The sequence below is a fragment of the Psychroflexus longus genome (assembly GCF_020164595.1).
GTDB classification, from domain to species: Bacteria; Bacteroidota; Bacteroidia; order Flavobacteriales; family Flavobacteriaceae; genus Psychroflexus; species Psychroflexus longus.
Genome location: NZ_JAIQZE010000005.1, coordinates 1 through 22,146, shown reverse-complemented (window position 1 = coordinate 22,146; position 22,146 = coordinate 1). Strand labels below are relative to the sequence as shown.

Annotated in this window: 16 protein-coding genes and 1 pseudogene; 9 read left to right on the top strand and 8 right to left on the bottom strand. The window is 35.4% G+C overall.

From position 1 onward, the window contains the following. Positions 1–176: 176 nt before the first annotated feature. From LB452_RS06115 to LB452_RS06100, 4 genes and pseudogenes are all read right to left on the bottom strand, one after another. On the bottom strand, positions 177–1,760 hold the full coding sequence (locus tag LB452_RS06115) for a Ppx/GppA phosphatase family protein (RefSeq protein WP_224460849.1): 1,584 nt from the start codon (positions 1,758–1,760) through the stop codon (positions 177–179). 186 nt (positions 1,761–1,946) lie between these two features. Continuing rightward, a pseudogene (locus LB452_RS06110) lies at positions 1,947–3,956 on the bottom strand (M13 family metallopeptidase). A 98-nt stretch (positions 3,957–4,054) separates the two neighbouring features. Continuing rightward, positions 4,055–4,543, bottom strand: a complete 489-nt coding sequence (locus LB452_RS06105) for a nuclear transport factor 2 family protein (protein WP_224460848.1) — start codon at positions 4,541–4,543, stop codon at positions 4,055–4,057. A 9-nt stretch (positions 4,544–4,552) separates the two neighbouring features. Then, a complete protein-coding gene (locus LB452_RS06100; protein WP_224460847.1) occupies positions 4,553–5,080 on the bottom strand; it encodes a hypothetical protein in 528 nt (175 codons plus the stop codon). A 113-nt stretch (positions 5,081–5,193) separates the two neighbouring features. On the opposite strand from LB452_RS06100, the gene LB452_RS06095 reads away from it, so the two are divergent. Both LB452_RS06095 and LB452_RS06090 read left to right on the top strand, forming a co-directional pair. Next, entirely contained in the window at positions 5,194–6,150 is a 957-nt protein-coding gene (locus LB452_RS06095; RefSeq protein ID WP_224460846.1) for an NAD-dependent epimerase/dehydratase family protein, read from the top strand. 173 nt (positions 6,151–6,323) lie between these two features. Beyond that, a complete protein-coding gene (locus LB452_RS06090; protein WP_224460845.1) occupies positions 6,324–7,241 on the top strand; it encodes a WYL domain-containing protein in 918 nt (305 codons plus the stop codon). A gap of 949 nt (positions 7,242–8,190) precedes the next feature. Here the strand turns inward: LB452_RS06090 and LB452_RS06085 are convergent. The 3 genes from LB452_RS06085 to LB452_RS06075 are packed head-to-tail and all read right to left on the bottom strand — an operon-like array spanning position 8,191 to position 11,625. Next, the gene (locus tag LB452_RS06085; protein ID WP_224455535.1) at positions 8,191–8,937 is read right to left on the bottom strand and encodes a succinate dehydrogenase/fumarate reductase iron-sulfur subunit; all 747 of its coding nucleotides are present in this window, start codon (positions 8,935–8,937) and stop codon (positions 8,191–8,193) included. A 7-nt stretch (positions 8,938–8,944) separates the two neighbouring features. Then, positions 8,945–10,948: a fumarate reductase/succinate dehydrogenase flavoprotein subunit gene (locus tag LB452_RS06080; RefSeq protein ID WP_224460844.1), complete on the bottom strand. Its 2,004-nt coding sequence runs from the start codon at positions 10,946–10,948 to the stop codon at positions 8,945–8,947. 11 nt (positions 10,949–10,959) lie between these two features. Then, complete coding sequence (locus LB452_RS06075; protein ID WP_224460843.1) at positions 10,960–11,625, bottom strand: succinate dehydrogenase cytochrome b subunit; 666 nt, start codon at positions 11,623–11,625, stop codon at positions 10,960–10,962. Positions 11,626–11,842: 217 nt separating this feature from the next. Here LB452_RS06075 and LB452_RS06070 point away from each other — a divergent pair, with 217 nt between their 5' ends. Together LB452_RS06070 and LB452_RS06065 are read left to right on the top strand one after the other, a co-directional pair. Beyond that, positions 11,843–13,135 carry an aminopeptidase P family protein gene (locus LB452_RS06070; protein WP_224460842.1) on the top strand — a complete coding sequence of 431 codons (1,293 nt, stop codon included), beginning with the start codon at positions 11,843–11,845 and terminating at the stop codon, positions 13,133–13,135. A gap of 115 nt (positions 13,136–13,250) precedes the next feature. Next, positions 13,251–14,030: an alpha/beta fold hydrolase gene (locus tag LB452_RS06065; RefSeq protein WP_224460841.1), complete on the top strand. Its 780-nt coding sequence runs from the start codon at positions 13,251–13,253 to the stop codon at positions 14,028–14,030. Between the two features lie 165 nt (positions 14,031–14,195). On the opposite strand, the gene dgt is transcribed toward LB452_RS06065, so the two are convergent. Next, on the bottom strand, positions 14,196–15,542 hold the full coding sequence (gene dgt / locus LB452_RS06060) for a dGTP triphosphohydrolase (RefSeq protein WP_224460840.1): 1,347 nt from the start codon (positions 15,540–15,542) through the stop codon (positions 14,196–14,198). Positions 15,543–15,676: 134 nt separating this feature from the next. On the opposite strand from dgt, the gene LB452_RS06055 reads away from it, so the two are divergent. The 5 genes from LB452_RS06055 to LB452_RS06035 form a co-directional block, all read left to right on the top strand. After that, positions 15,677–17,473 (top strand): erythromycin esterase family protein, encoded by a 1,797-nt coding sequence (locus tag LB452_RS06055; RefSeq protein ID WP_224460839.1) that lies wholly within the window; start codon positions 15,677–15,679, stop codon positions 17,471–17,473. A 241-nt stretch (positions 17,474–17,714) separates the two neighbouring features. Continuing rightward, the gene (locus LB452_RS06050) at positions 17,715–18,080 is read left to right on the top strand and encodes a BlaI/MecI/CopY family transcriptional regulator (RefSeq protein WP_224460838.1); all 366 of its coding nucleotides are present in this window, start codon (positions 17,715–17,717) and stop codon (positions 18,078–18,080) included. Then, positions 18,080–21,097 carry a M56 family metallopeptidase gene (locus LB452_RS06045; RefSeq protein ID WP_224460837.1) on the top strand — a complete coding sequence of 1,006 codons (3,018 nt, stop codon included), beginning with the start codon at positions 18,080–18,082 and terminating at the stop codon, positions 21,095–21,097. Before LB452_RS06050 ends, LB452_RS06045 begins: the two co-directional genes overlap by 1 nt. Before the next feature lie 44 nt (positions 21,098–21,141). Further along, positions 21,142–21,834 (top strand): hypothetical protein, encoded by a 693-nt coding sequence (locus tag LB452_RS06040; RefSeq protein WP_224460836.1) that lies wholly within the window; start codon positions 21,142–21,144, stop codon positions 21,832–21,834. A gap of 109 nt (positions 21,835–21,943) precedes the next feature. Continuing rightward, positions 21,944–22,146 (top strand): helix-turn-helix domain-containing protein (locus LB452_RS06035; RefSeq protein ID WP_224460835.1); only part of this gene is annotated, 203 nt, incomplete at its 3' end.

Here is a 22,146-nt window from a genome sequence, read left to right as displayed (position 1 = left end):
TAATCTAGAGAATTGTCCCGTCAGGGACTTTACATTGGTAGCTTATAGCATCATTTAAAGCCCATTATGCCACTAAAATCTAATTTTAATTTTTATCAGATTTTTTCTTATAAAATTGGTACCCAAAACCTATTATAATTACAATGATTGCTATAAAATATCCGTTGTTTATTTTATTATGTTTCTTTTTCCTCCTTCTGAAAAACCCTTATTTTCTTATCGATTAATTTTTCCAGGAGATCCGCTTTGCGAAGGGTGCCCCAGATTTCAAGTTCAGGGTCTGCCTGGGTCGTGATACCCAGGTTTATGGTTTTATTTTTATGCTCGATTTCCAGTTTTTGCACGTTTTGATAATGACTGCGATCCAAACCATCGGCAATCCTTAGAATTGCTGACAATTTTTTAACACGTTTTCGGTTGGATTTGCTTAGTTTTCTGTATCGCTTATGACGCTTATGTGGTGTAGATTTTCGATGATATCTGGCTACATTGGCCATGATATTGATTTCATTCTCCTTGAATCCCAGTAAATCTGAATATCGAATAAGATATAGAGCGTGTTTGTGGTGTTTTCGGTACGAAATATAATAACCGATATCGTGCATTAATGCTGCATACTCCAACAGTTCTCTGTCTGAGTCCTCTAATTTTAATTCCTTTTTAAATTCATCAAACAGTTGAAGCGCAAAATCAGCAACATGCTTGGAATGTGCTTCGGCCCAATTGCATTTGCGAAGCAAATCAAAAACACTTCTACGGCGTGGATCTTTGAAATTGGCGACGAGGTCCAGATTAAGTTGCTCTTTTTTGTTAGTGATAAAATTCATGATCATCCCTTCCCTGAGTGCCGCCTCTGATATTTTGATGGTTTCAAGCTGAAGCTTATCTACAAGGAAATTCACTAAAACCATCCCGGGATTAATGATATCAACTCTTTTTTCTTCTAAACCTTTTTTATTAAGTCGTTGTTTTTTATCCAATTTGATAAAGTTGGTATATAAGTCTTTAAAATCACCGGCACTAAATTCAAGTTCATTAAGACTCATATGGGCTTGAAGGGAGTTTTTATAAGCTACCATTTGCGCCATATTTTCCATAGTTCCCGAAGAACCAATAATGGTTTTCACATGATGTTCTTTGGCCAGTTTTAATACTTGAGCAAGTTCATCTTTAAAGTGCTTTTGCAAGGCTTTAATCTCTTTTTCTTCAATTGGGTCTGAATTTACAAAGGCAGCAGCCATACGAGCTACCCCCAGTTTCAAACTATTATAATAGACAAACTTTTGATGATTACCAATGATAAACTCAACACTACCACCACCAATATCCGCCATAAGTACCATTTCTTTTCCTAAAGCAATACTATGTCGAACGGCTATACCAATCAATTCGGCCTCCATTTTTCCAGAAATAGCCCGGATCCTAATTCCTGTTTCTTTTTTTGCCTCTTTAATAAAATCACCCCCATTTTCAGCTTCTCGAATAGCACTGGTGGCATAGGCCAGAATAGTTTCGACATGATGGCTGTCACACAAAAACTTTATTCTTTTAAGCGCTTCTAATCCACGATCCATAGCATCGCGGCTTAATCTGTCTTCCAGGCCCTTTTCGGCTAGGACAACCATTTCTTTAAGCTTATTTACTGTACGGAAACTACCATCTGGATAAATGTCTACAAGAACGGCATGAAACGAGTTGGTGCCCAGGTCTATGGCAGCAATGCGCTTGGTAGCCTCAGAATTAGAAGAATTGTCGCTCATTTTTAAATTTTAAGTTTGAAAATGAATAGTCAATCATCTAATATAAATAATTTTTAACTAGCGTTTGGAATGTAATATTTCAGAAATAATTTGATGTGTTTTTTTGAAAACGATCAATAAAAAAGCGGTTACAACTCTAGTTGTAACCGCTTTTTTGGTTATGATATCAGGTTATTAAACCTTGACTTACCAAATTTTGACTCTTTCCTCTGGAGCGATATAGAGTTTATCTCCTTCTTTTACGTTGAAGGCTTCATAGAAAGCATCCACGTTTTGTAATGGCACATAAGCTCTGTATTGCCCAGGCGAGTGAGGGTCTGTTTTCACCTGAGTTCTCAAGGCTTCATCTCTTATCTTGGTTCTCCAGACCGTTGCCCACGACATAAAGAAGCGTTGCTCTGGCGTAAAACCATCGATTTTTCCTGGCTTTTCTTAATTTTCATAATGCAACATCAATCCGTCGTAAGCACCTAAAACACCACCAAGATCACCTATGTTTTCACCTAGGGTAAATTTACCATTGATGTAAACACTATCTAAAACTTCGATACTACTGTAAAGCTCAGCCAAGTCGTCTCCACGCTCTGTAAATTTTTCAAGATCTTCATCAGACCACCAGTTTTTTAAATTTCCATCGGCATCAAATCTTGATCCACTGTCATCAAAAGCATGAGAGATTTCATGACCGATGACGGCTCCAATTCCACCATAATTTACCGCAGCATCTGCTTTGTAATCGTAGAATGGAGGCTGTAAAATAGCAGCAGGAAAGACTATTTCGTTATATAGTGGATTGAAATACGCATTTACCGTTTGTGGAGACATACCCCATTCAGTTTTATCCACAGGCTCGCCTATTTTGCTGAGGTTATCTTTGTAGTTCCATTTAGAAACCGCCTGCATGTTTTCGTAGTATGTATTCTCTGGAGTCACACTTAAGTTGCTGTAATCTTCAAATTCATCTGGATAACCAATTTTAACGGTGAATTTATCCAGTTTTTCAATAGCCTTAGTTTTGGTTTCATCCTCCATCCACTCTAAATTTTGAATTCTGTTTTTGAAGGCTGTAATCACATTTCCAACCATGTTTTCAGCTTTTTCTTTAGCCTCTGGCGGGAATTTTTGGTCAACGTAGAGTTTCCCTACAGCTTCACCAATGCTCCCGTTAACCACAGAAAGGGCTCTTTCATCTAAAGGTCTTTGCGCTTTTGCACCACTTAGAGTTTTGCTATAAAATTCCCAATTGGTAGTAGCTACTTCAGTAGAGAGTTGATTGGCGGCAGAATTAATGGTAGACCAGGTCATTAATGTTTTAAGATCTTCTAAAGGTGTTTCTGCAATCATGAAATCCAGAGCTTCCATGTATTTTGGTTCCATGACCAAAACAGTATCTGGTAATTTTTCGATTCCAAGATCTGTCATGTAAGCCTTTAGATCAATATTTTTGGTAACCGTGTTAAGATCATTTACAGCATAACGATTATTGAAATTTCTAAAATCTCTTCTAGCTACCTTATCCAGTCTCGGACCGGCCAATTGAGTCTCTAGCTTCAAAATAGTTTCTGCTCTAAATTTTGCATCTTCCTTAGATCCGCCAAAATAAGCCAGCATTTTTACGATATGCTCTTTATACTGCTCTCTTATCTCTTTGGATTTATCATCCTGATCCAGGTAATAATCTCTATCTGGTAGACCAAGGCTTCCTGTTCCTACATAAGCTGCATTTGTGTCACTATCATCTGGATCTGAATAGGACGACACACCAAAAAATGGTGCAGAAATAGCTGTTGGATACTCAGCTAAGAGTTTTTGAATATCTTTTTTAGTCTTTACTTCATTGATAAGGTCTAGTTTATCCATGATTGGATCAACTCCAGCAACATTTCTAGACAATGTGTCCATGATAGAATTGAAGACTGAAATTGCTTTTCCTTGATCTGAAGTTGCTGAGTACTTTCCTGATTCTTCAGCTGTTTTCAAAATTTCTAAAACGTCGTTGTCCGTGGATTTTCTCAAGATTTGAAATCCACCCCAGGACGTCCTATCATCTGGAATTTCCGCTGTTTTCATCCAGCCACCATTGACGTAGCTGTAGAAATCATCTTGCGGGTTTACTGTGGTATCCATGTATTGTAGGGCAATACCTCTACTTTCGTCAACAGTTTCCTTATTGGAATCCTGACACGAAAAAAGCAATGTTGAAGCTGCTTAGCAACAAACATTAATTTTACTTTATTCATAATATTCTAATTTTATTTTGGTTAAAAATACAGCTTTTTATGCTGAAAGAAAATTTAGGGTTGAGACTTCAAATATTCAGTGTCTAAATTTGCTTTCTGCTCCACAAGTTGATCAACCAGCGAATTCGGTACAGCAAGCGAAAGTACATAATGTTGGATTTTCCACTTCTCGTTCTCAGTCTTAACAAGCACCCCAGACCCTCTACACACTCCCATATGTTCTGAATTTAAAACTTCATCAAACCAGGCGATGTTTTCATTTTTCCCGGTATAAATATTTCTATTGACTGGTATGAACGTCCAGGCTTTACCTGCATCAAAATAAGGCTCAGAAAAAACTTTAAACTCTTTAATATCCCAAACTTCACTTGCATCTGATCCCACAAAGACTGCATTTTCACTCATTAAATCAAAATATGTTTCAAAGTCCGCCTTTTCTGCCGCTTTGTGCCAACTATCAATTGTAGTATTGATTTGCTCAGTTTGTGCATTACTAATACTAGAAAAAAACAGTAAAACTAAAAGTGTTTGAAGGTGTTTCATATGGATGTTTTAATCGATTTGGAAAGAATTGTCTTCTATGATGAAGACTTCATTTAATTGTATGTTGAGATTATTGAAATCCAGTTTTATTTTTGCACTCAAATCTTTTATTTGCGATGGGTTGGGCTCTACACGTTTAGAATTTTCACCCAGTAGCAATGTATGTGTCTGGATGGTCACAATTCTAGCTTTCACGGCTTTAGTATCAAAAACTCTAGGAACTGTAAAGTTTAGCGAATCCACTACGTTTCCTATGGCGCTTGCATTATTGATAACATCTAATAAAGTGTAGTTTTCAAAACGTTCAATTTCAGAATTTAAAGCAATATACTTATTCCAATCCTCGGTAGCCCTTTTTGTTTCGTCAGACAATTTAACAAGCTGGATGGTATCCAGTTTGATTTTTTCTTGAAGTTCATCTGAGGTTTCCGAATCAATTTTATCGTCTTTATCGTCTTTATTTTGATTATTACAAGATACTGCAACAGCAAAAAAAATTAAAACTGATACTTTACAAAGCACTGATTTATTTTTCATATTGAATTTTTCTGTATTCAAATGTAAAAGCTAGAGGATTAAGTTTTTCATAATTACGATATTTTTATTCCAATATGTCTATCAAAGCTTAAATTTGCATAAAATTCAAAATTATGCCTTCAAAAATATTGATAGTTGGTGCCTGTGGTCAGATAGGTTCAGAACTCACCTTAGCTTTAAGAGACATTCATGGCGATGATGCTGTGGTAGCCAGTGATATTAAAACACCTACGTCGTCAGAGTTAAGTGGTGGACTCTTTGAAATTTTAGATGCTACCGACTATGAGAATTTTAAAACCGTCGTTTCTACGCACAAGATTGATACAGTTTATATGATGGCAGCTATGTTAAGCGGAACTGCTGAAAAGTACCCTGAGAAAGGTTGGGATCTTAATATGTCCTCTTTGTTCAACGTTCTTAATCTTGGAAAAGAAAAATTGGTAGGTAAGATATTCTGGCCATCCAGCATTGCGGTTTTTGGTCCTTCGACACCTAAAGTCGATACGCCACAACAAACTATCATGGAGCCTTCTACCGTTTACGGTATCAGTAAACAAGCTGGAGAGCGCTGGTGCGCTTATTACAACAAGCGTTACGGAGTAGATGTAAGAAGCATTCGCTATCCTGGGTTGATTAGCTACAAAACTCCTCCAGGTGGTGGCACAACAGATTATGCTATTGAGATTTTTCATGAAGCTTTGAGGTCAACCAAGTATACTTCTTTTCTCTCAAAAGACACTATTCTCCCTATGATGTACATGGATGATGCTATAAATGCTACCGTTTCTATCATGGATGCACCTGAAGAGTCAGTAAAAATAAGATCATCATACAATCTTTCCAGTGTAAGTTTTACTCCCGAAGATCTTTATACTGAAATCAAAAAGCATATTCAAGACTTTCATATTGATTATGAACCTGATTTTAGACAAGATATTGCTGATTCCTGGCCAGATAGTATTGATGATTCCGATGCTCGAGCAGATTGGGGATGGAAACATGATTTTGATCTTGAAATGATTGTAAAAGAAATGCTGGAAGGAGTTAAATCACTTGAGGTCACTCATTAGTATATTTTTGCCTAGAACTTTATAAAAAAATAAAACACCTGCCTTCAAGCAGGTGTTTTTATTTACAGAGAATTAGGATGAAGCTCTAGTAAATGTCTAATTGTTGTGCAAATTTATATTCAATTGGCTTTTTTCATATATTTATTTCCTGAAACGACATAAAACGTCTATACATGAGCGATTATTTGAAACGATTAGCAGTTTTAAAGTCATACCTTAAATCCAAGGCATTCACTACCAGTCAATTGTTTGATATGTTGGAAGAAGAAAAGTTTATTGTTTCTCAGCGTCAAATTCAAAGAGATCTTAAATCATTACACTTTATAATTGAAGAGGGTGACGAGTTGAACACTTATTTTGAAGATGGAAAAAAATACTTTTATATAAAAACTTTATCCTCACCCGATCACAAGTTGTCTTTTTCCCTATCGGATACTATTTTAACTACCCGGTTTTCAAATCAATATCTTGATAAATCAAAAACCAAGACCATTGACTTAATCGAAAGGTCGATCTACCAACAAAGCACATTAGAAGTTTTTCTGGTTAGAGACGATGAGACAGGAGATAATTTAGATTTAGACTCTTTTCAATTCACAGTCTTTCCTCTTGATATAATTTATCACAGGGCTTCCTATTATTTAGCCTGGTACAATCCCAAGAAGGAGAAAATCGAAATTTTTGGGATAAGACAATTGGGCCAGATCAAGTTAGGCAAGTCATTTACTGGTTATAAAAAATATAAAAGCCTTCTGGATATTGAGCTTAGTAAACGCTTTGGTGTAACCAAAAATATTGATGATAAAGTTTATGATATTGAAATTGAATTCACCTCCGTAACTGGGCGTTTTATAGAAGATCATTTTTGGCATCACTCTCAAAAGATTGTCAAATTAAATGGGAATTACTTACTGACTTTCCACTGCGGAATCAACAGGGAGCTGGTGAGCTGGGTTTTTCAATGGATGTATAATGTGAGAGTCCTTAACCCTCCAAAGCTCAAAACACTCTATGATAAAGCTCTTCAGGAATGTCTTCAAACTAGACAAGGAGAGGTTCCATTTGTCTATAGAAATATATTCTATCGTTAGTTAAAATTCCACATTTTAGTTCTTTACCTTACCTACAATATATAGTCTGATAAATATGATACCCATCAAAAAGTAAAAACTTGCTATCATATATTTACCAAATGAAAGTAAATCAACCAAACCTAAAATTAGCAGTACAGAAATTATTAAAAGTAAAATAAATGCTATACGATTAATGTTCTTCTTCATTTCATAAGCTGATATATAAATCCTAAATTATTTAAAAGGTTTGTATTTATTAGCAAAATGATAAAATTTCAGCATTAATCAGATTCTGAATTTACATCTAAAATATCATTATACATTAATACCAAGCCAACTATGGCTAGAACAAAAATTATTATTTTGGTGTTACCTCATTATATTTAGATTGATTTCTTTAAAGAAAATCTACACAGTAATACAGCTACTAATGAAGTCATAACTACAATAAAGACTCCCACATTTGTTCCTTCAAATATGCCATTATCATCTAAGAAAAAGTAGACACTATTACAAATAATTATGATACCTATAAAGAAATTGATTAATGCAACAGCTTTTTTCTTTTTAATCATGGTACCTTTTTTTGAAAGTGTTGATAGTTATTCTACTACTGAATGAAATATTTGATTTCTCTTATCTAAAAATAATATTTTTCTTTAAAAGATTTACATACCCGATGAAAGAGCTAAATCATAGTTTAGATAGTTCTATCTCTTAATTCTTTTTTTAATTATTTTTAGAATGAAACCTGTGAAGAACAACAAGATCAACACAGCGATGGGAATCCATTCGCCTTCTTGGCGATAGGCTATCAGGTAAAACGCAGCAACTATAAGTAATCCTATGTTGACCAAATAAAGAAACTTTAATACACCTTCTTTCATAATTTTCTTTTCACTATAGAATAAAAAAGCGCCTAGATTTACACCTAGACGCTTTTAAAAATTAATAGCTGAATTTGCTATTAGCTAAATACGCTTGCACTCAGATATTCTCTATTTAATCTTGCAATGTTTTCTAATGAAATCCCTTTTGGGCATTCTATTTCACAGGCTCCGGTGTTTGTACAGTTACCAAAACCTTCTTTATCCATTTGATGAACCATCTCTAAGACACGCTCATGAGCTTCAATCTTTCCTTGAGGTAACAAGGCAAACTGAGATACTTTAGCGGAAGTAAAGAGCATCGCACTTGCATTTTTGCAAGCAGCTACACATGCTCCACAACCAATACAGGTTGCAGCGTAAAATGAATCATCTGCATCTTGCTTATCGATTGGAATAGAGTTAGCGTCCTGAGTATTTCCTGAAGTGTTTACAGAAATATACCCTCCTGCATGTTGTATCCTATCAAAAGCAGATCTGTCAATAACTAAATCTTTTATTACTGGAAATGCAGTAGCTCTAAACGGTTCAATAACAATTTCATCACCATCTTTAAATTTTCTCATGTGTAGCTGACAAGTAGTTATTCTCCTGTCTGGACCATGAGGTTCACCATTAATCTGCAATGAACAAGAGCCACAAATACCTTCTCTACAGTCGTGATCAAATTCTACAGGATCAATGCCTTCATTGACTAGATTGTTATTAAGAACATCAAGCATCTCCAGGAACGACATATCACCGTCGATTCCATCTACATCGTAGTTTTTAAATCCTCCTTTATCTTGAGCGTCTTCTTGACGCCATACTTTAAGTTTAAGCTTCATAATTCAATTATTTATAGCTTCTTGTTTTTAATTCTATATTTTCAAATTCCAACTGTTCCTTGTGAAGCTTAGCATCTCTCGGATTTCCTACATATTCCCAAGCAGATACGAATCTAAAATTCTCATCATCTCTCAAAGCTTCTCCATCTTCAGTTTGATATTCTTCTCTAAAGTGACCACCGCAAGATTCATTTCTTTCTAGGGCATCCTTAGCAAAAAGTTCTCCAAGTTCAAGGAAATCAGCAACTCGTCCTGCTTTTTCTAATTCAGCATTTTTAGTTTCAGCTTTACCTGTTATTCTTACATTTTTCCAGAAGTCTTCTCTCAGCTCTTTGATTTCCTCCATAGCTTCTTTAAGTTCTTTCTCATTACGAGACATTCCGCATTTGTCCCACATGATTCTACCAAGTTTCTTATGATAGTAATCTACAGGATTTTTGCCCTTAGCGTCAAACAACTTCTGAATTCGCTCCTTAACCTCTTTCTCAGCAGTTACAAATTCTTCAGTTTCCGTAGAAATTGTCCCAGTTCTAATGTCTTCTGCCAAATAATCTCCAATGGTGTAAGGAAGAACAAAATAACCGTCTGCTAAACCTTGCATCAAGGCTGAAGCTCCAAGTCTATTGGCACCGTGATCTGAGAAATTTGCTTCTCCAGCTGCATAACATCCTGGAATGGTAGTCATCAAGTTATAATCGACCCAAAGTCCACCCATTGTGTAGTGAACAGCTGGGAAAATCATCATTGGAGTTTTGTAAGGATTTTGATCTGTAATTTTTTCATACATTTCAAATAAGTTACCATACTTAGACTCAACAACTTGTTCTCCCAATCTTATAATTTCTTCTTTACTTGGATTTTTATGTCCAGAAGTAAATGCTTTTTCTTTCCCGTAACGCTCGATAGCAGCTTTAAAATCAAGGTAAACTGCTTGTCCTGTTTTGTTTACACCATAGCCTTCATCACAACGTTCCTTAGCAGCTCTCGATGCAACATCTCGAGGAACTAAATTACCAAATGCTGGATATCTTCTCTCTAAATAATAATCTCTATCCTCCTCAGCAATTTCAGTAGGCTTTAACTTTCCTTCTCTTATCGCTTTTGCATCTTTTTCATGCTTTGGCACCCAGATACGTCCGTCATTCCTTAAGGATTCGGACATCAAAGTTAATTTGGATTGTAGGTCTCCAGAGACTGGAATACAAGTTGGGTGAATTTGTGTAAAGCAAGGGTTAGCGAAAAAAGCTCCTTTTTTGTGAGCTCTCCATGCTGCCATTACATTACTTCCCATGGCGTTAGTAGATAAGTAGAATACGTTCCCGTAACCACCAGAGGCCAAAACAACAGCATGCGCTGAATGTCTTTCAATATTACCTGACACAAGATCACGAGCAATAATTCCTCTAGCCTTTCCATCGACAAGGACCAAATCCATCATTTCGTGTCGGTTGAAAGATTGGATTTTTCCTCTGTTGATTTGTCTATTCATCGCTGAATAAGCTCCAAGTAACAATTGCTGCCCAGTTTGTCCTTTAGCATAAAAAGTTCTAGAAACTAATACACCACCAAACGAACGGTTGTCTAAAAGACCACCATATTCTCTAGCAAAAGGAACTCCTTGAGCAACACATTGATCGATGATATTACTGGAGACTTCTGCAAGTCTGTAAACGTTAGCTTCTCTAGATCTGTAGTCGCCGCCTTTTACTGTATCGTAAAACAATCTGTAATCTGAATCTCCATCTCCCTGGTAGTTTTTGGAAGCGTTGATTCCTCCTTGTGCTGCTATAGAGTGAGCACGTCTCGGAGAATCCTGATAACAAAATGTCTTTACATTGTAACCGAGTTCTGCAAATGTTGCCGCAGCACTTCCACCTGCAAGTCCAGTCCCAACAACAATGATGTCGATGTTTCTTTTATTAGCAGGATTAACAAGATTGATTTCATTTTTATGTTTGGTCCATTTTTTTTCAATTGGACCTTCTGGTATTTTTGATTCTAAAACTGACATAATCCTTTCGCTTATAAGTTATTAAAGTAGTGAAATATCGCAATAAATACAAAACCCATTGGAATAACAATCGCAAAAGCTTTGGTAAAAATCTTAATACCACTAGAGTATTTATTGTTAACGCCCATCGTTTGAAATGAAGAAGCGAAACCATGTAGAAGGTGTAACATCAACAGAACAAATGAAATACTGTAAAGACCTGTTCTTATTGGATTACCTGCAAATTTAGCTATGGTTTCGTCATAATATCTGAAGGGATCATCAGGATTTGTTTCTACATATTTATGAATCAATTCTGGAATCCAGAAATCATAAAAGTGTAATCCCAAAAAAGCTAAGACTACTGATCCTGAAAGTATCATATTTCTAGATACCCATGGTGAATTAGCCTGACCATTAAATTTGTTATATTTTACTCCTCTCGCTTTTCTGTTTCGTATATCGAGTACAAACCCCATTACGAAATGAAAAACTACTCCTGCGATTAAAATAGGTTGCAGGATAGCCTGTACAACAAAGTTGGTCCCCATAAAATGAGAAATCTCATTGAAAGTAGAAGGACTTACTACTGATGTGAAGTTAATAGTGAAGTGTTGAGCTAAAAAAAGGACTAAAAAAAGTCCTGAAAGAGCCATAGCAACTTTCCTTGCTATTGATGTTTTGCTTATTCCAGCCATTATTCTGTATTTGATTTTGTGCAAAAATACGCTACACAAAGCTCTGAAACAAATGAAGTCAATGATTTACGCTTAATTTAGAATAAATTTAAAGCCTATTGAAGGAAAACCACGAAAACCTTGTCGTGAATATGGATTCTCCGTAATTATTTTCCTCTTTTCAATCTCTGATGATTTTTTAAGCTCCATTTTATACCTTTGAAGAAAATTGATAAAAATGAGATACGAGCCTATATCCAAGGAATTATTTATTCAGAATAGAAAAAATTTTATGAGTCAAATGTTGCCAGGAAGTCTGGCAGTATTCAACTCCAATGATATTTACCCAATAGGAGCAGATAGCACGATTCCTTTTCAGCAGGATAGAAATATATATTATTTATCTGGTGTAGATCAGGAGGAAAGCATATTGGTTTTATTTCCAGACGCTCCAGATCCAAAACATCGCGAAATCTTATTTCTGACGGAAACCAACCCACATATCGCCGTTTGGGAAGGTGAAAAACTCAATAAAGAACGAGCACTTGAAACTTCAGGAATAGAGACTGTCTATTGGCTTAAAGATTTTACAAAGGTCTTCAACGAATTGATGGCACTTACAGGTACGGTTTACATGAATACCAATGAACATTATAGAGCCGCTCACGCCACGCAAACTCGCGAAGACCGCTTCAATGTCTGGCTTAAGGAAAATTATCCTGCACATCAGGTTGCCAAAAGCAACCCGATTCTTCAAAGGCTGCGTTCCATTAAGCATCCGCTTGAATTGGAAGTGATGCAAACCGCTTGTAATATCACCGAAAAAGGCTTCAGAAGAATCTTGGAATTTACAAAGCCTGGCAAATGGGAATATGAGCTGGAAGCTGAATTCATGCACGAATTTTTAATCAATAAATCCCGCGGATTTTCTTACACGCCCATCATTGCTGGAGGGAAAAATGCTACAGTACTTCATTATATTGAAAACAAAGAACAGTTAAAGGATGGTGATTTAATCTTGATAGATGTCGGTGCAGAATATGCCAACTACACTAGCGACATGACTCGTACTATTCCTGTTTCTGGAAAATATACAGACAGACAAAAGCAAATTTATAAGGCTGTCAATAAAGTAAAGAAATTGGCGACTGATATGTTAGTGCCCGGAACCATCTGGAAGGATTACCATGTGGAGGTGGGTGAATTGATGACATCAGAATTATTGGATTTAAATCTTTTGGATAAAGCTGATGTTCAAAACGAAAATCCAGACTGGCCAGCCTATAAGAAATACTTCATGCATGGTACGTCGCATAATATTGGACTCGATACTCACGATTATGGTTTGTTGCATGAACCAATGAAAGCCAATCAGGTATTTACAGTAGAGCCAGGCATTTATTTGCCCCAGGAGAATATGGGTATTCGTTTGGAAGACGATGTGGTGATTCAAGAAAAAGGCGCTCCCAAAAATTTAATGGGGAATATTCCTATTGAAATCGAGGAGATCGAAGACTTGATGAATTCATAATGGTATTTAGTTTTGAGGCTTTAGACAAGAGTCTTAAACTCGGAATTTTTAAAACCTATTTTTACCTAGTCAACTGGTCTAATAGTCAACCGGTTGACTAGTTTTTTTTAGATACATGACCTTTACATACAAACAAACCAAAATTCACTACACCTCTTCAGGGGAAGGAGAACCTATCATTTTACTTCATGGTTTTTTAGAAAATTTATCGATGTGGGAGAGTTTAGAAGCAAATCTTTCTAAAACGCATCAAGTCTTCTGTCTTGACCTACCTGGTCATGGTGAGACCGACGCGATTGGATATATCCATAGCATGGAAGATTATGCAGCCTTGATTTTGGCTTTTGCGGAATACAAAAAGCTGGAAACCTTCAGTTTATTCGGTCATTCTATGGGAGGTTATGTCGCATTAGCTTTAGCTGAATTTCGTTCAGAAAAAATTAAAAAGCTCATTCTTTTAAACTCAAGTTCATTGGCCGACTCTGAAGACAAAAAAACCGAAAGAGACCGGGCGGTAACGATGATTCAGAAGTATCCTGAAGCTTTCATCAGCATGGCGGTAAAGCATTTGTTTCTCCCTAAAGATCAAAAAAGATTGTCTTCTGAAATTTATACAGCTATTACTGAAGCTAAGAAATGTTCTCAACAAGGCATTATCAATACCTTAAAGGGTATGCGGGACCGAAAAGATAGAACTGAGGTCCTCAGCCAAATCTCTAATAAGAGTCTGATCATTTTAGGAAAAGAAGACAAAGTCATCAATTTTGAAAAAACTAAAACAGTAGCAGAACAAGCTGGGGTTCCACTTAAAATTTTACCCGGCGGTCATATGTCTTATATCGAACACCCGAAGTTGCTTTTGGAAACAGTACAGGAATTCTTAGGGATAAGGTGATAGGGCTTAGGTTATAGGAAGGGGGTAAATTCAAAATTCTGTGTTTAATATACGATATTCGTTATTTTATAAACCGCAAAGACGCAGAGTTCGCAAAGAGCTTCTCAGTATACTAAATTTGAAATACTTTATTTAGTATTCGACATCCAATATTCATTATTTCTTTCAAAGATCACTCCCCGTCAATTTACGATAAGTCCGCAACGCATTGCTATCGGTTAAGGAAGCGACGAAAGAACAGACATCAATAAGCCAGTCTTCAAGTTTTGCTTCTGAGAAATTAAAATCCTTGAGGAAGTTTTTCAGAATTAATTTGTCAAAATTGGAGGCATTCCCTGCATGCTGATGTTCTACAGCGGTAGTAAAATCATCCAGAATTTTAGTCAGAATTTTATAGCCGGCAATCTCTTTGTCCAGCACCTCCTGACTTTGATAAATATTTTTAATACTGATGTTGATTATATCTTCAATCTGAACTTTGTAAGTGGATTTATCGAGCAGCGCATGATGGTAGTGGCCATTAAGAATCGCTTCTTCATTCTCCATAAATATGGAAACAGCATCTTCAATTAGCGCTCCAATGGCTAGGGACCGTAGGTAACTTATCCTATTTTTGGTGGTAGAGAGTTGAGAATATTTTTCAGTATTAATACTCTTGTTGACGATTTTGGATAAATATTCCAAAGCATATTCTTCCTGAATTAAACCCAAATTGATCCCGTCTTCAAAATCGATAATCGTGTAACAAATATCATCGGCAGCCTCAACCAAAAAGGCGAGGGGATGGCGTTTGTAACGAATTTCAGTTCCATCAGAATTTTTTTCTAACCCGAGTTCTTCGGCGACATCCTGAAATTTATCTTGCTGTTGATGAAAGAAACCAAATTTTCTATCGGCCACTTGCTTGGTCGGTTTGTGGGGGAGCGAGGCTTTTGGGTATTTGGTGAACGCGCCTAAAGTAGCATAAGACAATCTTAATCCTCCCGGCGAACCGTATTTGTCATCCGTCAGCAGTTTAAAGCCGTTGGCATTACCTTCAAACATGGACAGGTCTTGATACACTACTTCTGGTAATTGCGACTCGAAACGTTTCCCGTTTCCAAATTTAAAATAATCACCAATGGCACGTTCTCCGCTGTGACCAAATGGAGGATTACCAATATCGTGAGCCAAAGCTGCCGCTGCTACAATAGCTCCAAAATCATTGAAATGATGTCCGTGAGTTCCCTTCAGCTGAGGATGTTTTTCTAAAACCTTTTTGCCCACAAGACGACCTAAAGATCTCCCAACCACAGAAACTTCAAGACTATGAGTAAGGCGGGTGTGGACAAAATCGGTTTTGGACAAGGGAATCACCTGAGTTTTGTCCTGCAAGCTTCTGAATTCTGAAGAGAAAATCACGCGATCGTAATCCACTTCAAACCCCAGCCGAGTGTCGTCCTGTTCTTTACGAATGCGTTTGTTTTTATCGCCCTGGCGCTTTAGTGATAAGAGAGATTCCCAAGTTGGCATGCCTTTAGTTTTGGGTCAAATGTAAGGAATTCTTGTTCTTTGAAAACGGTTTGCCTTTACTTAAACTTATATGAATTGCTTTTGCATAAAAATGGAGATAGACTAAGTTTACGGTCTAATCAATTATAAATATTATGAATTCGAAACTTATCCTTCTCAATCTTATTTTTTTAATCCTAATTACATCCATCTCATTCTCACAAACTACTGAATTAGACAGACTCAATCTGGATTTTGAAATAACTGAAGGCGGTAATGCTCTAGGTTGGCCGGAGTTTGATAACTCAAATTATATAAGAGGTATAGACACACTTATAGCTTTCAATGGAAAGAATTCGGGATATATAGAATCCAAAAAGGATTCAAAAAAATTTGGGGCCTTGGCTTATTATATACCAGCAGATTTTATTGGAAAAAAAATAAAATTAACCGGCTATATGAAAACTGAGAATGTATCCTCAGATGGATATGCCGGGCTGTGGCTGAGGGTTGATCCTGGAGTTGCCTTTTATAACATGTCAGATAGACAAATAAAAGGAACGAATGACTGGCAGAAATATGAGTTCGAATTAAATTATAGTACTGGAATTGCTGAAGCTATAGTTGTAGGAGGTCTGCTTTCAGGTAAAGGCAAGATTTGGATTGATGACCTTAAAGTTACTATTGATGGCAAAGAACTGAAAGGTGTCGATAGGATAATAGAATTTACACCAGAAGTAAAGCTTTCAGCGATCAAACAAATCCAAGTAAATAAAAATGATCTGGATATTTCCAGTGAAGAAAAATTAGATGAAAGCTTGACTCCTTTAATAGAAACTCTCGGGGATAAAAAAATAGTGGCGATTGGTGAGGATACGCATGGCACTTCAGAATATTACAAGCTAAGGGAAACGATTACAAAACGATTGGTTACAGAAAAGGGATTTAATGTTGTTGTCTTGGAGAGTCCTTACGATGATATAGAATCATTAGTAGAAAATATTAAGAAAGAAGAAATTTCCAATTTGATGAGAAAACACCTCTTTTCTATCTATCAAACCGAGGAGATGAAATCATTTTTGGACTGGTACAAAAATGACAGCATTAGTTCTAAAGTAGCATTTAAAGGAATGGATGATTCTGTCTGGGTTTTGCATGAATTATTGAAGAATAAACTTTCTGTAAATCAAGATAATGAAATAAAGAAACTTGTTGAAAAACTCAATGATGAGGCTACTTTATCCGTGAGAAAATTCAACAGGAAATATAAAAAATCAGGTAAAAGAGCTGGTAATGAAAATGAATTAAAAGCTTTTGCTTATCAAACAGCGATTGATTTAGAAAAATCCCTGGATTCTAAGAGTTTATTAACTAAAGAGCTAAAAGAATATTTATTCAACATTAAAAACACTTATGTCAATTATTATAACATAGTGAATAAAAAAGCTTTGAAAAGTCGTGATGAGATTATGGCCGATCGGATTGCTTATTTAGCTAAAGACCCAGATTCAAAATTGATTGTTTGGGCGCATAATGCTCATATTTCCAACACAGTAAACGTAGATGGTGAAATAGGAGAAATGGGGGAAAATTTGAAATATGAATTCGGTGACAATTACCATTCTGTAGGTATGAGTTCATTAAAAGGCAGTTATTCATATATTGAAGAAAGGTTTATTAATGGTGACCACGATTATGATGATGAACTTCTGCAGTCAGAAATTAGTTTTCAGCCTCCAGAGTCATGGGAAGCTTTATTCAACGAAGCAGATGAGGATTCATATTACTTAGAGACAAAAAACTTCAAAAATAAAGGTGTATTTATTGATCTGAGATTATTAGGATATAGTAAAGAAACTGAAAAAGACTATTACAAGCTACCTCTTTTAAACATGTTTGATAGCATCTTTTTCATTGAGAAGACCAATGCTACAATGCCTTTAATGGATTGAAAAACTCAATTTAAAAAATATATTGGTAAAGCTTTTAGATTAAAATTTTGATAGAAATTTATTCAGAGTAAAACTTCTCACGACCACGATTTATTGTTAAACACGTAATCGTTCCGTGTGTATCAAAAATATTTTTACTTCAGAATTTGCTTTAAAATTTTCAAAGTCAAAATGTTAAAAACTGGAATTGCAGTTTAATAACGGTTTTTTTAGTTTACATTAGTTGTCATACTCAAAAAATATGAAAAATTTCGAAAAATTGACAGCCAAAGAAGAGGAACTTATGGCTGCACTTTGGAAGCTGAAGAAAGCTTTCGTCAAGGAAATACAGCAGGAATTAGAGGGAACACCTCACTACAACACGGTTTCTACGTTGGTAAGATTGCTGGAAGACAAAGGGTTTGTATCTCACAAAGCCTTTGGAAAAAGCCATCAATATTTCCCCGTTGTAGATAAGAAAAGCTACAGCGAGAAGATTTTAGAACAGAATTCTTCCCGATTTTTTGACGGTTCTTATAAAAATATGGTGTCGTTTTTCGCTCAGCAGGATAAAATTTCAGAACAAGAATTGCAAGAAATTCTGGAACTCATTAAAAACAAAAGCTGATGGATTTATTAGTGTATTTAGCTAAATCCTCCTGTCTTATGGCACTCTTTTGGGTGATTTATAAAATCTTCCTGGAAGCTGAAACCTACCACAGATTAAAGCGAATTTACCTTCATTTAGGTTATTTTTTAAGCTTGATTCTTCCGCTTTTCACCTACACTAAAATTGAAGAGATCTACGTGGAAAAATCAAATTGGGTAATACCCGCTTCTTCCTTTTCTTCGGATTTTGTTCCTACTGAAACTAAACGTTCCAACTTTGAATTGATGTGGTCCTACATTATTGAAAATTCACTAATCGAAATTTTATATGTCGGTATTTCAATGGTATTTACCATTTATCTGATGGTTAAATTTTTCAGGCTTATTAAATTTTTAAAAAGCTCTAAAGCTTTTAAATCTGAAGAAATCACTTATATCGAAAAATCAATTTCCGAAGGCGCTTTTTCCTTTCTGAATTATATAGTTTATGATCCAAAACTTTATACTGAAGACGAATTAGAAATCATTTTAGCTCATGAACAGGCTCACATGTCAAATAAACATAGCATTGATATTTTGTTTTCACATATGTATAACTGTTTCTTTTGGTTCAATCCTTTTGCCTGGTTATATCAAAAAAGTCTGGTTTTGAATCTTGAATACGAAGCCGACGATGAAGCTGTAGCCAAAACTAAAAAAAGAGATTACCAAATGACCTTATATAAGGCTACGCAGCAACAATACCAATCCCAATTACAACATTCCTTTCACCAATCTCCCATCAAAAAACGAATCATGATGCTTAATAAAAACAAAACTCAATCCTTTTGGAAACTCTTTATCGTTTCCCCGCTTTTAGTTGTCTTTTTTCTGCTTTTCCAAGTGGAAACGAAAGCGCAGGTAAAAGAATCTGAAATAACTTCAGAAGCTAAAATCACAAAAGTTGAAACTACCTATGATGAAACCACTACCAGAGAAACCTTAGAGTCGGATAAAAAATTTCTTAAAGAGGAATTTAATATCGATATGAATTATTTCGATTTGGAATTTACGACCGACGGCAACTTAAGGTCCATCACTTTGGAAGTTGATTCCAACGACGGCTTTAAAGGATCTGTGACCTCTCCAGATGTTGAAAAGTTGCCGGTGTATTTCTACAGAGACTTTTCTGAAGGGGTAAAAAAACCCTTTAGGGTAGGGACTAAAAGAGATGATGAGCAGGCGGCATTGACAGAGCCCAAAGATTTTAAAGATGTTGAGACCTTTATCATCAATAAGCAGAAACTAGATAAGTCTGAATTGCTTAACAAGTATATTCCTGTGAAGCAATATACTCTCATAGAAGATCAAAACACCCTGTATATTACCACGCGATCAGAATTTTCTAAGCCTTACTACGATAGAATGTTTGAAGCTAAAGAAGAGCTTAATGCCATATTTGAATACGGAGAAAAGCCAGAAGGAGTGGTTTACTATAAAGTTGAAGAGGATGGAGTCATTGTTATGACTATCAATAATTTTAAAATTAGTGAAAATTCAGCAACCTCTAAACCTAAAAAGGCATCACCAATTAAAGAAACTTTAGGTGCCAAAATAGAGTCCGAAAACATTAAAGACGCCGAAAACTTTATTATTAATGGAAAAAAGGTAAATAAGAAAAAATTAGGCAATAGCTATATACCAGTTAAAGACTATAGCTATGATAAGGACTCCAAAACCATATCCATCAGCACTAAACCTGAGTTTTCCAAGACTTATTTTTCTAAAATTTCCGAGATCCAAAAAGAGCTTATCGATAAGTTTGGTAAAAACATCACAGAAGAAATGACATTCTTTAAAGTATCTTCAGATTATGAAGTCATTAAAATAATCCTTACTGATTTTAAAATTGGTGAAAGCTCAGCAGGATCTAAGTATAGAACCGCTTCTTCAACCAAAGAGCAAGACTCCGAGAATATTAGAAATGCTGAGAACTTCCTCATCAATGGAAAAAAAGTAGTTAAAGAAACACTTCTACAACAATACATTCCTGCAGAAAGCTTTCGATATGATGAACAGTCTAAAACTTTATCAGTGACCACTTCATCTAAATTTTCTAAAGCATTTTATTCCAATATGGTAGATATGTTTAAAGAAATTGAGGGAAAATATGACGATAAAGCTTTAGAAGGAATTACTTATATCCAGCTCGATTCAGATTATAAGGTCTCAATTATGAGAATTAAAAACGTCAAAACTACTATAACTCACGACCCCTCCAAAGAACTTGGAAACCTATCGCTTTCTAGCCAGTACTCTAGTTCTAAAAGAACCTTTTTAGAACCGGAAAGCAAATACAAGATCCAGGATATGATCATATTTGTGGATGGAGTCAAAGCAGAACGAGGTGAAGCAGTCAATATTAATCCAGATGAAATTGAATCTGTAAACATTCTTAAATCTCCAGAAGAACTGAAAGCTGAAGGTTACAACTCCAATTTTATTAAAGGGATAATCCAGATTACCACCAAAAAAGGAAAGGATATAGATGCATCCCAAGATGAGAATTCTTATGAAAAATATAGGTCTGCCTTAAACAATAATCAAAATGTAATTTTTCTTATCGACGGAAGAGAAGTAGAAAGTGACCAACTTAACCAGATTCAGCCTGAGGACATCAAATCGACTGTTGTGGTAAAGTCACCTATTGAGCTTAGAAATGCTGGGTATGATTCAAGTGAAGTGGATGGTTTGTTAAAAATCACAACCAAAAAGAAGACTTTTATAAACGGATCTGAACGAAAAAATTATAACACATTACAAAAACCTGCCTTTGCTAAAAGTACTGATAAACTTATTTACAAAGTGGATGGAAAGGAAGTCAATGAGAAAGAATTTTACGAGTTAAACCCTGAACAAGTAAAATCAATGGTAATTATAAAGTCCCCTGATAACTTAAAAAGAAACGGTTATGACCCTAAGAAAATTGATGGAGTAATTCAAATCAGTACAAAAATGAGTGATTCTGATGGAGATGGCAAGATCAAAATCAAGTAATGAATTATTACCTAATTACTAATTTAATTTAAAAACCAATTCTTATGTACTGCACAAACGACTACTTTCACAGCTTTTGGAAAACCTTCATTGTTTCTCCATTATTAATGGTTTCTTTTTTATTTTTTCAAATCCAGGAGGCTAAAGCACAGGTCAATGATTCAGAAGCAACTACTGAAGCTTCAAATTTTGAAAAACAACTTGAGGGTATTGATAATGCTGAAAACATTATTATCAACGGTAAAAAAATTGATAAAAAAGAGCTTGTTGAAAATTATATTCTTGTTGAAGATTTCCAATACGATGAGACCTCAAAGACACTAACTATTTCGACACCAAAGGACTTCCCTAAACTTTATTATTCTGATTTATCAAAATTCCCCAAAGACATTAAAAAGAAGAACAATGATAATTTTTTAAAAGGATTTATCTATTTCACAATGACCTCTGATTTTAAAGTTACTGCTGTGAAAATCAATGATCATCAATTTCCAGACAGTGCTGAAATCGCCTTAAAATTCGATAATACCAATTCAAAATTGAACGATGAAAATACAGTCTATTTAGTAAATGGAGAGGAAATTGATAAAGATCAACTCAACAGCATTAGACCAGAGCAAATTGCATCGGTTAACATTAGAAAATCGCTATCATTGATCAAAGAAAAAGGTTACAATTCTGATAAGGTGAAAGGACTTGTAGAAATCACCACGAAACAAGTAAATGCGAAAGAATAGTTAGAATTTCCAACAACAATAAAAACCCCGGTAAATTTAAATTTACCGGGGTTTTTATTATTTAAAATTGTCCCGTCCTAATATAGCGATACACTAAAATCAAGTGTATATGGAATCACCAACAAATAAAGGGTATGTAAAGCGAACCCAAAAAGATTATTCGCTTTCTTTTAAGCTTCAGGTAGTCGAAGAAATTGAATCAGGTCGGCTTGAAAGATTAGAGGCTAGTCATAAATATGGCATACAAGCAAGATCAACTATCACACAATGGCTCAGAAAATATGGTAACTTTGATTGGGAGAACTTATCCAA

Coding starts and splice junctions, on each gene's coding strand:
- LB452_RS06090 (WP_224460845.1), top strand. CDS start 6,324: ATGAGCGATTATTTGAAACGATTAGCAGTTTTAAAGTCATACCTTAAA.
- LB452_RS06055 (WP_224460839.1), top strand. CDS start 15,677: ATGAATTCGAAACTTATCCTTCTCAATCTTATTTTTTTAATCCTAATT.
- LB452_RS06040 (WP_224460836.1), top strand. CDS start 21,142: ATGTACTGCACAAACGACTACTTTCACAGCTTTTGGAAAACCTTCATT.
- LB452_RS06115 (WP_224460849.1), bottom strand. CDS start 1,760: ATGAGCGACAATTCTTCTAATTCTGAGGCTACCAAGCGCATTGCTGCC.
- LB452_RS06085 (WP_224455535.1), bottom strand. CDS start 8,937: ATGAAGCTTAAACTTAAAGTATGGCGTCAAGAAGACGCTCAAGATAAA.
- dgt (WP_224460840.1), bottom strand. CDS start 15,542: ATGCCAACTTGGGAATCTCTCTTATCACTAAAGCGCCAGGGCGATAAA.
- LB452_RS06105 (WP_224460848.1), bottom strand. CDS start 4,543: ATGAAACACCTTCAAACACTTTTAGTTTTACTGTTTTTTTCTAGTATT.
- LB452_RS06065 (WP_224460841.1), top strand. CDS start 13,251: ATGACCTTTACATACAAACAAACCAAAATTCACTACACCTCTTCAGGG.
- LB452_RS06095 (WP_224460846.1), top strand. CDS start 5,194: ATGCCTTCAAAAATATTGATAGTTGGTGCCTGTGGTCAGATAGGTTCA.
- LB452_RS06045 (WP_224460837.1), top strand. CDS start 18,080: ATGGATTTATTAGTGTATTTAGCTAAATCCTCCTGTCTTATGGCACTC.
- LB452_RS06100 (WP_224460847.1), bottom strand. CDS start 5,080: ATGAAAAATAAATCAGTGCTTTGTAAAGTATCAGTTTTAATTTTTTTT.
- LB452_RS06050 (WP_224460838.1), top strand. CDS start 17,715: ATGAAAAATTTCGAAAAATTGACAGCCAAAGAAGAGGAACTTATGGCT.
- LB452_RS06075 (WP_224460843.1), bottom strand. CDS start 11,625: ATGGCTGGAATAAGCAAAACATCAATAGCAAGGAAAGTTGCTATGGCT.
- LB452_RS06080 (WP_224460844.1), bottom strand. CDS start 10,948: ATGTCAGTTTTAGAATCAAAAATACCAGAAGGTCCAATTGAAAAAAAA.
- LB452_RS06070 (WP_224460842.1), top strand. CDS start 11,843: ATGAGATACGAGCCTATATCCAAGGAATTATTTATTCAGAATAGAAAA.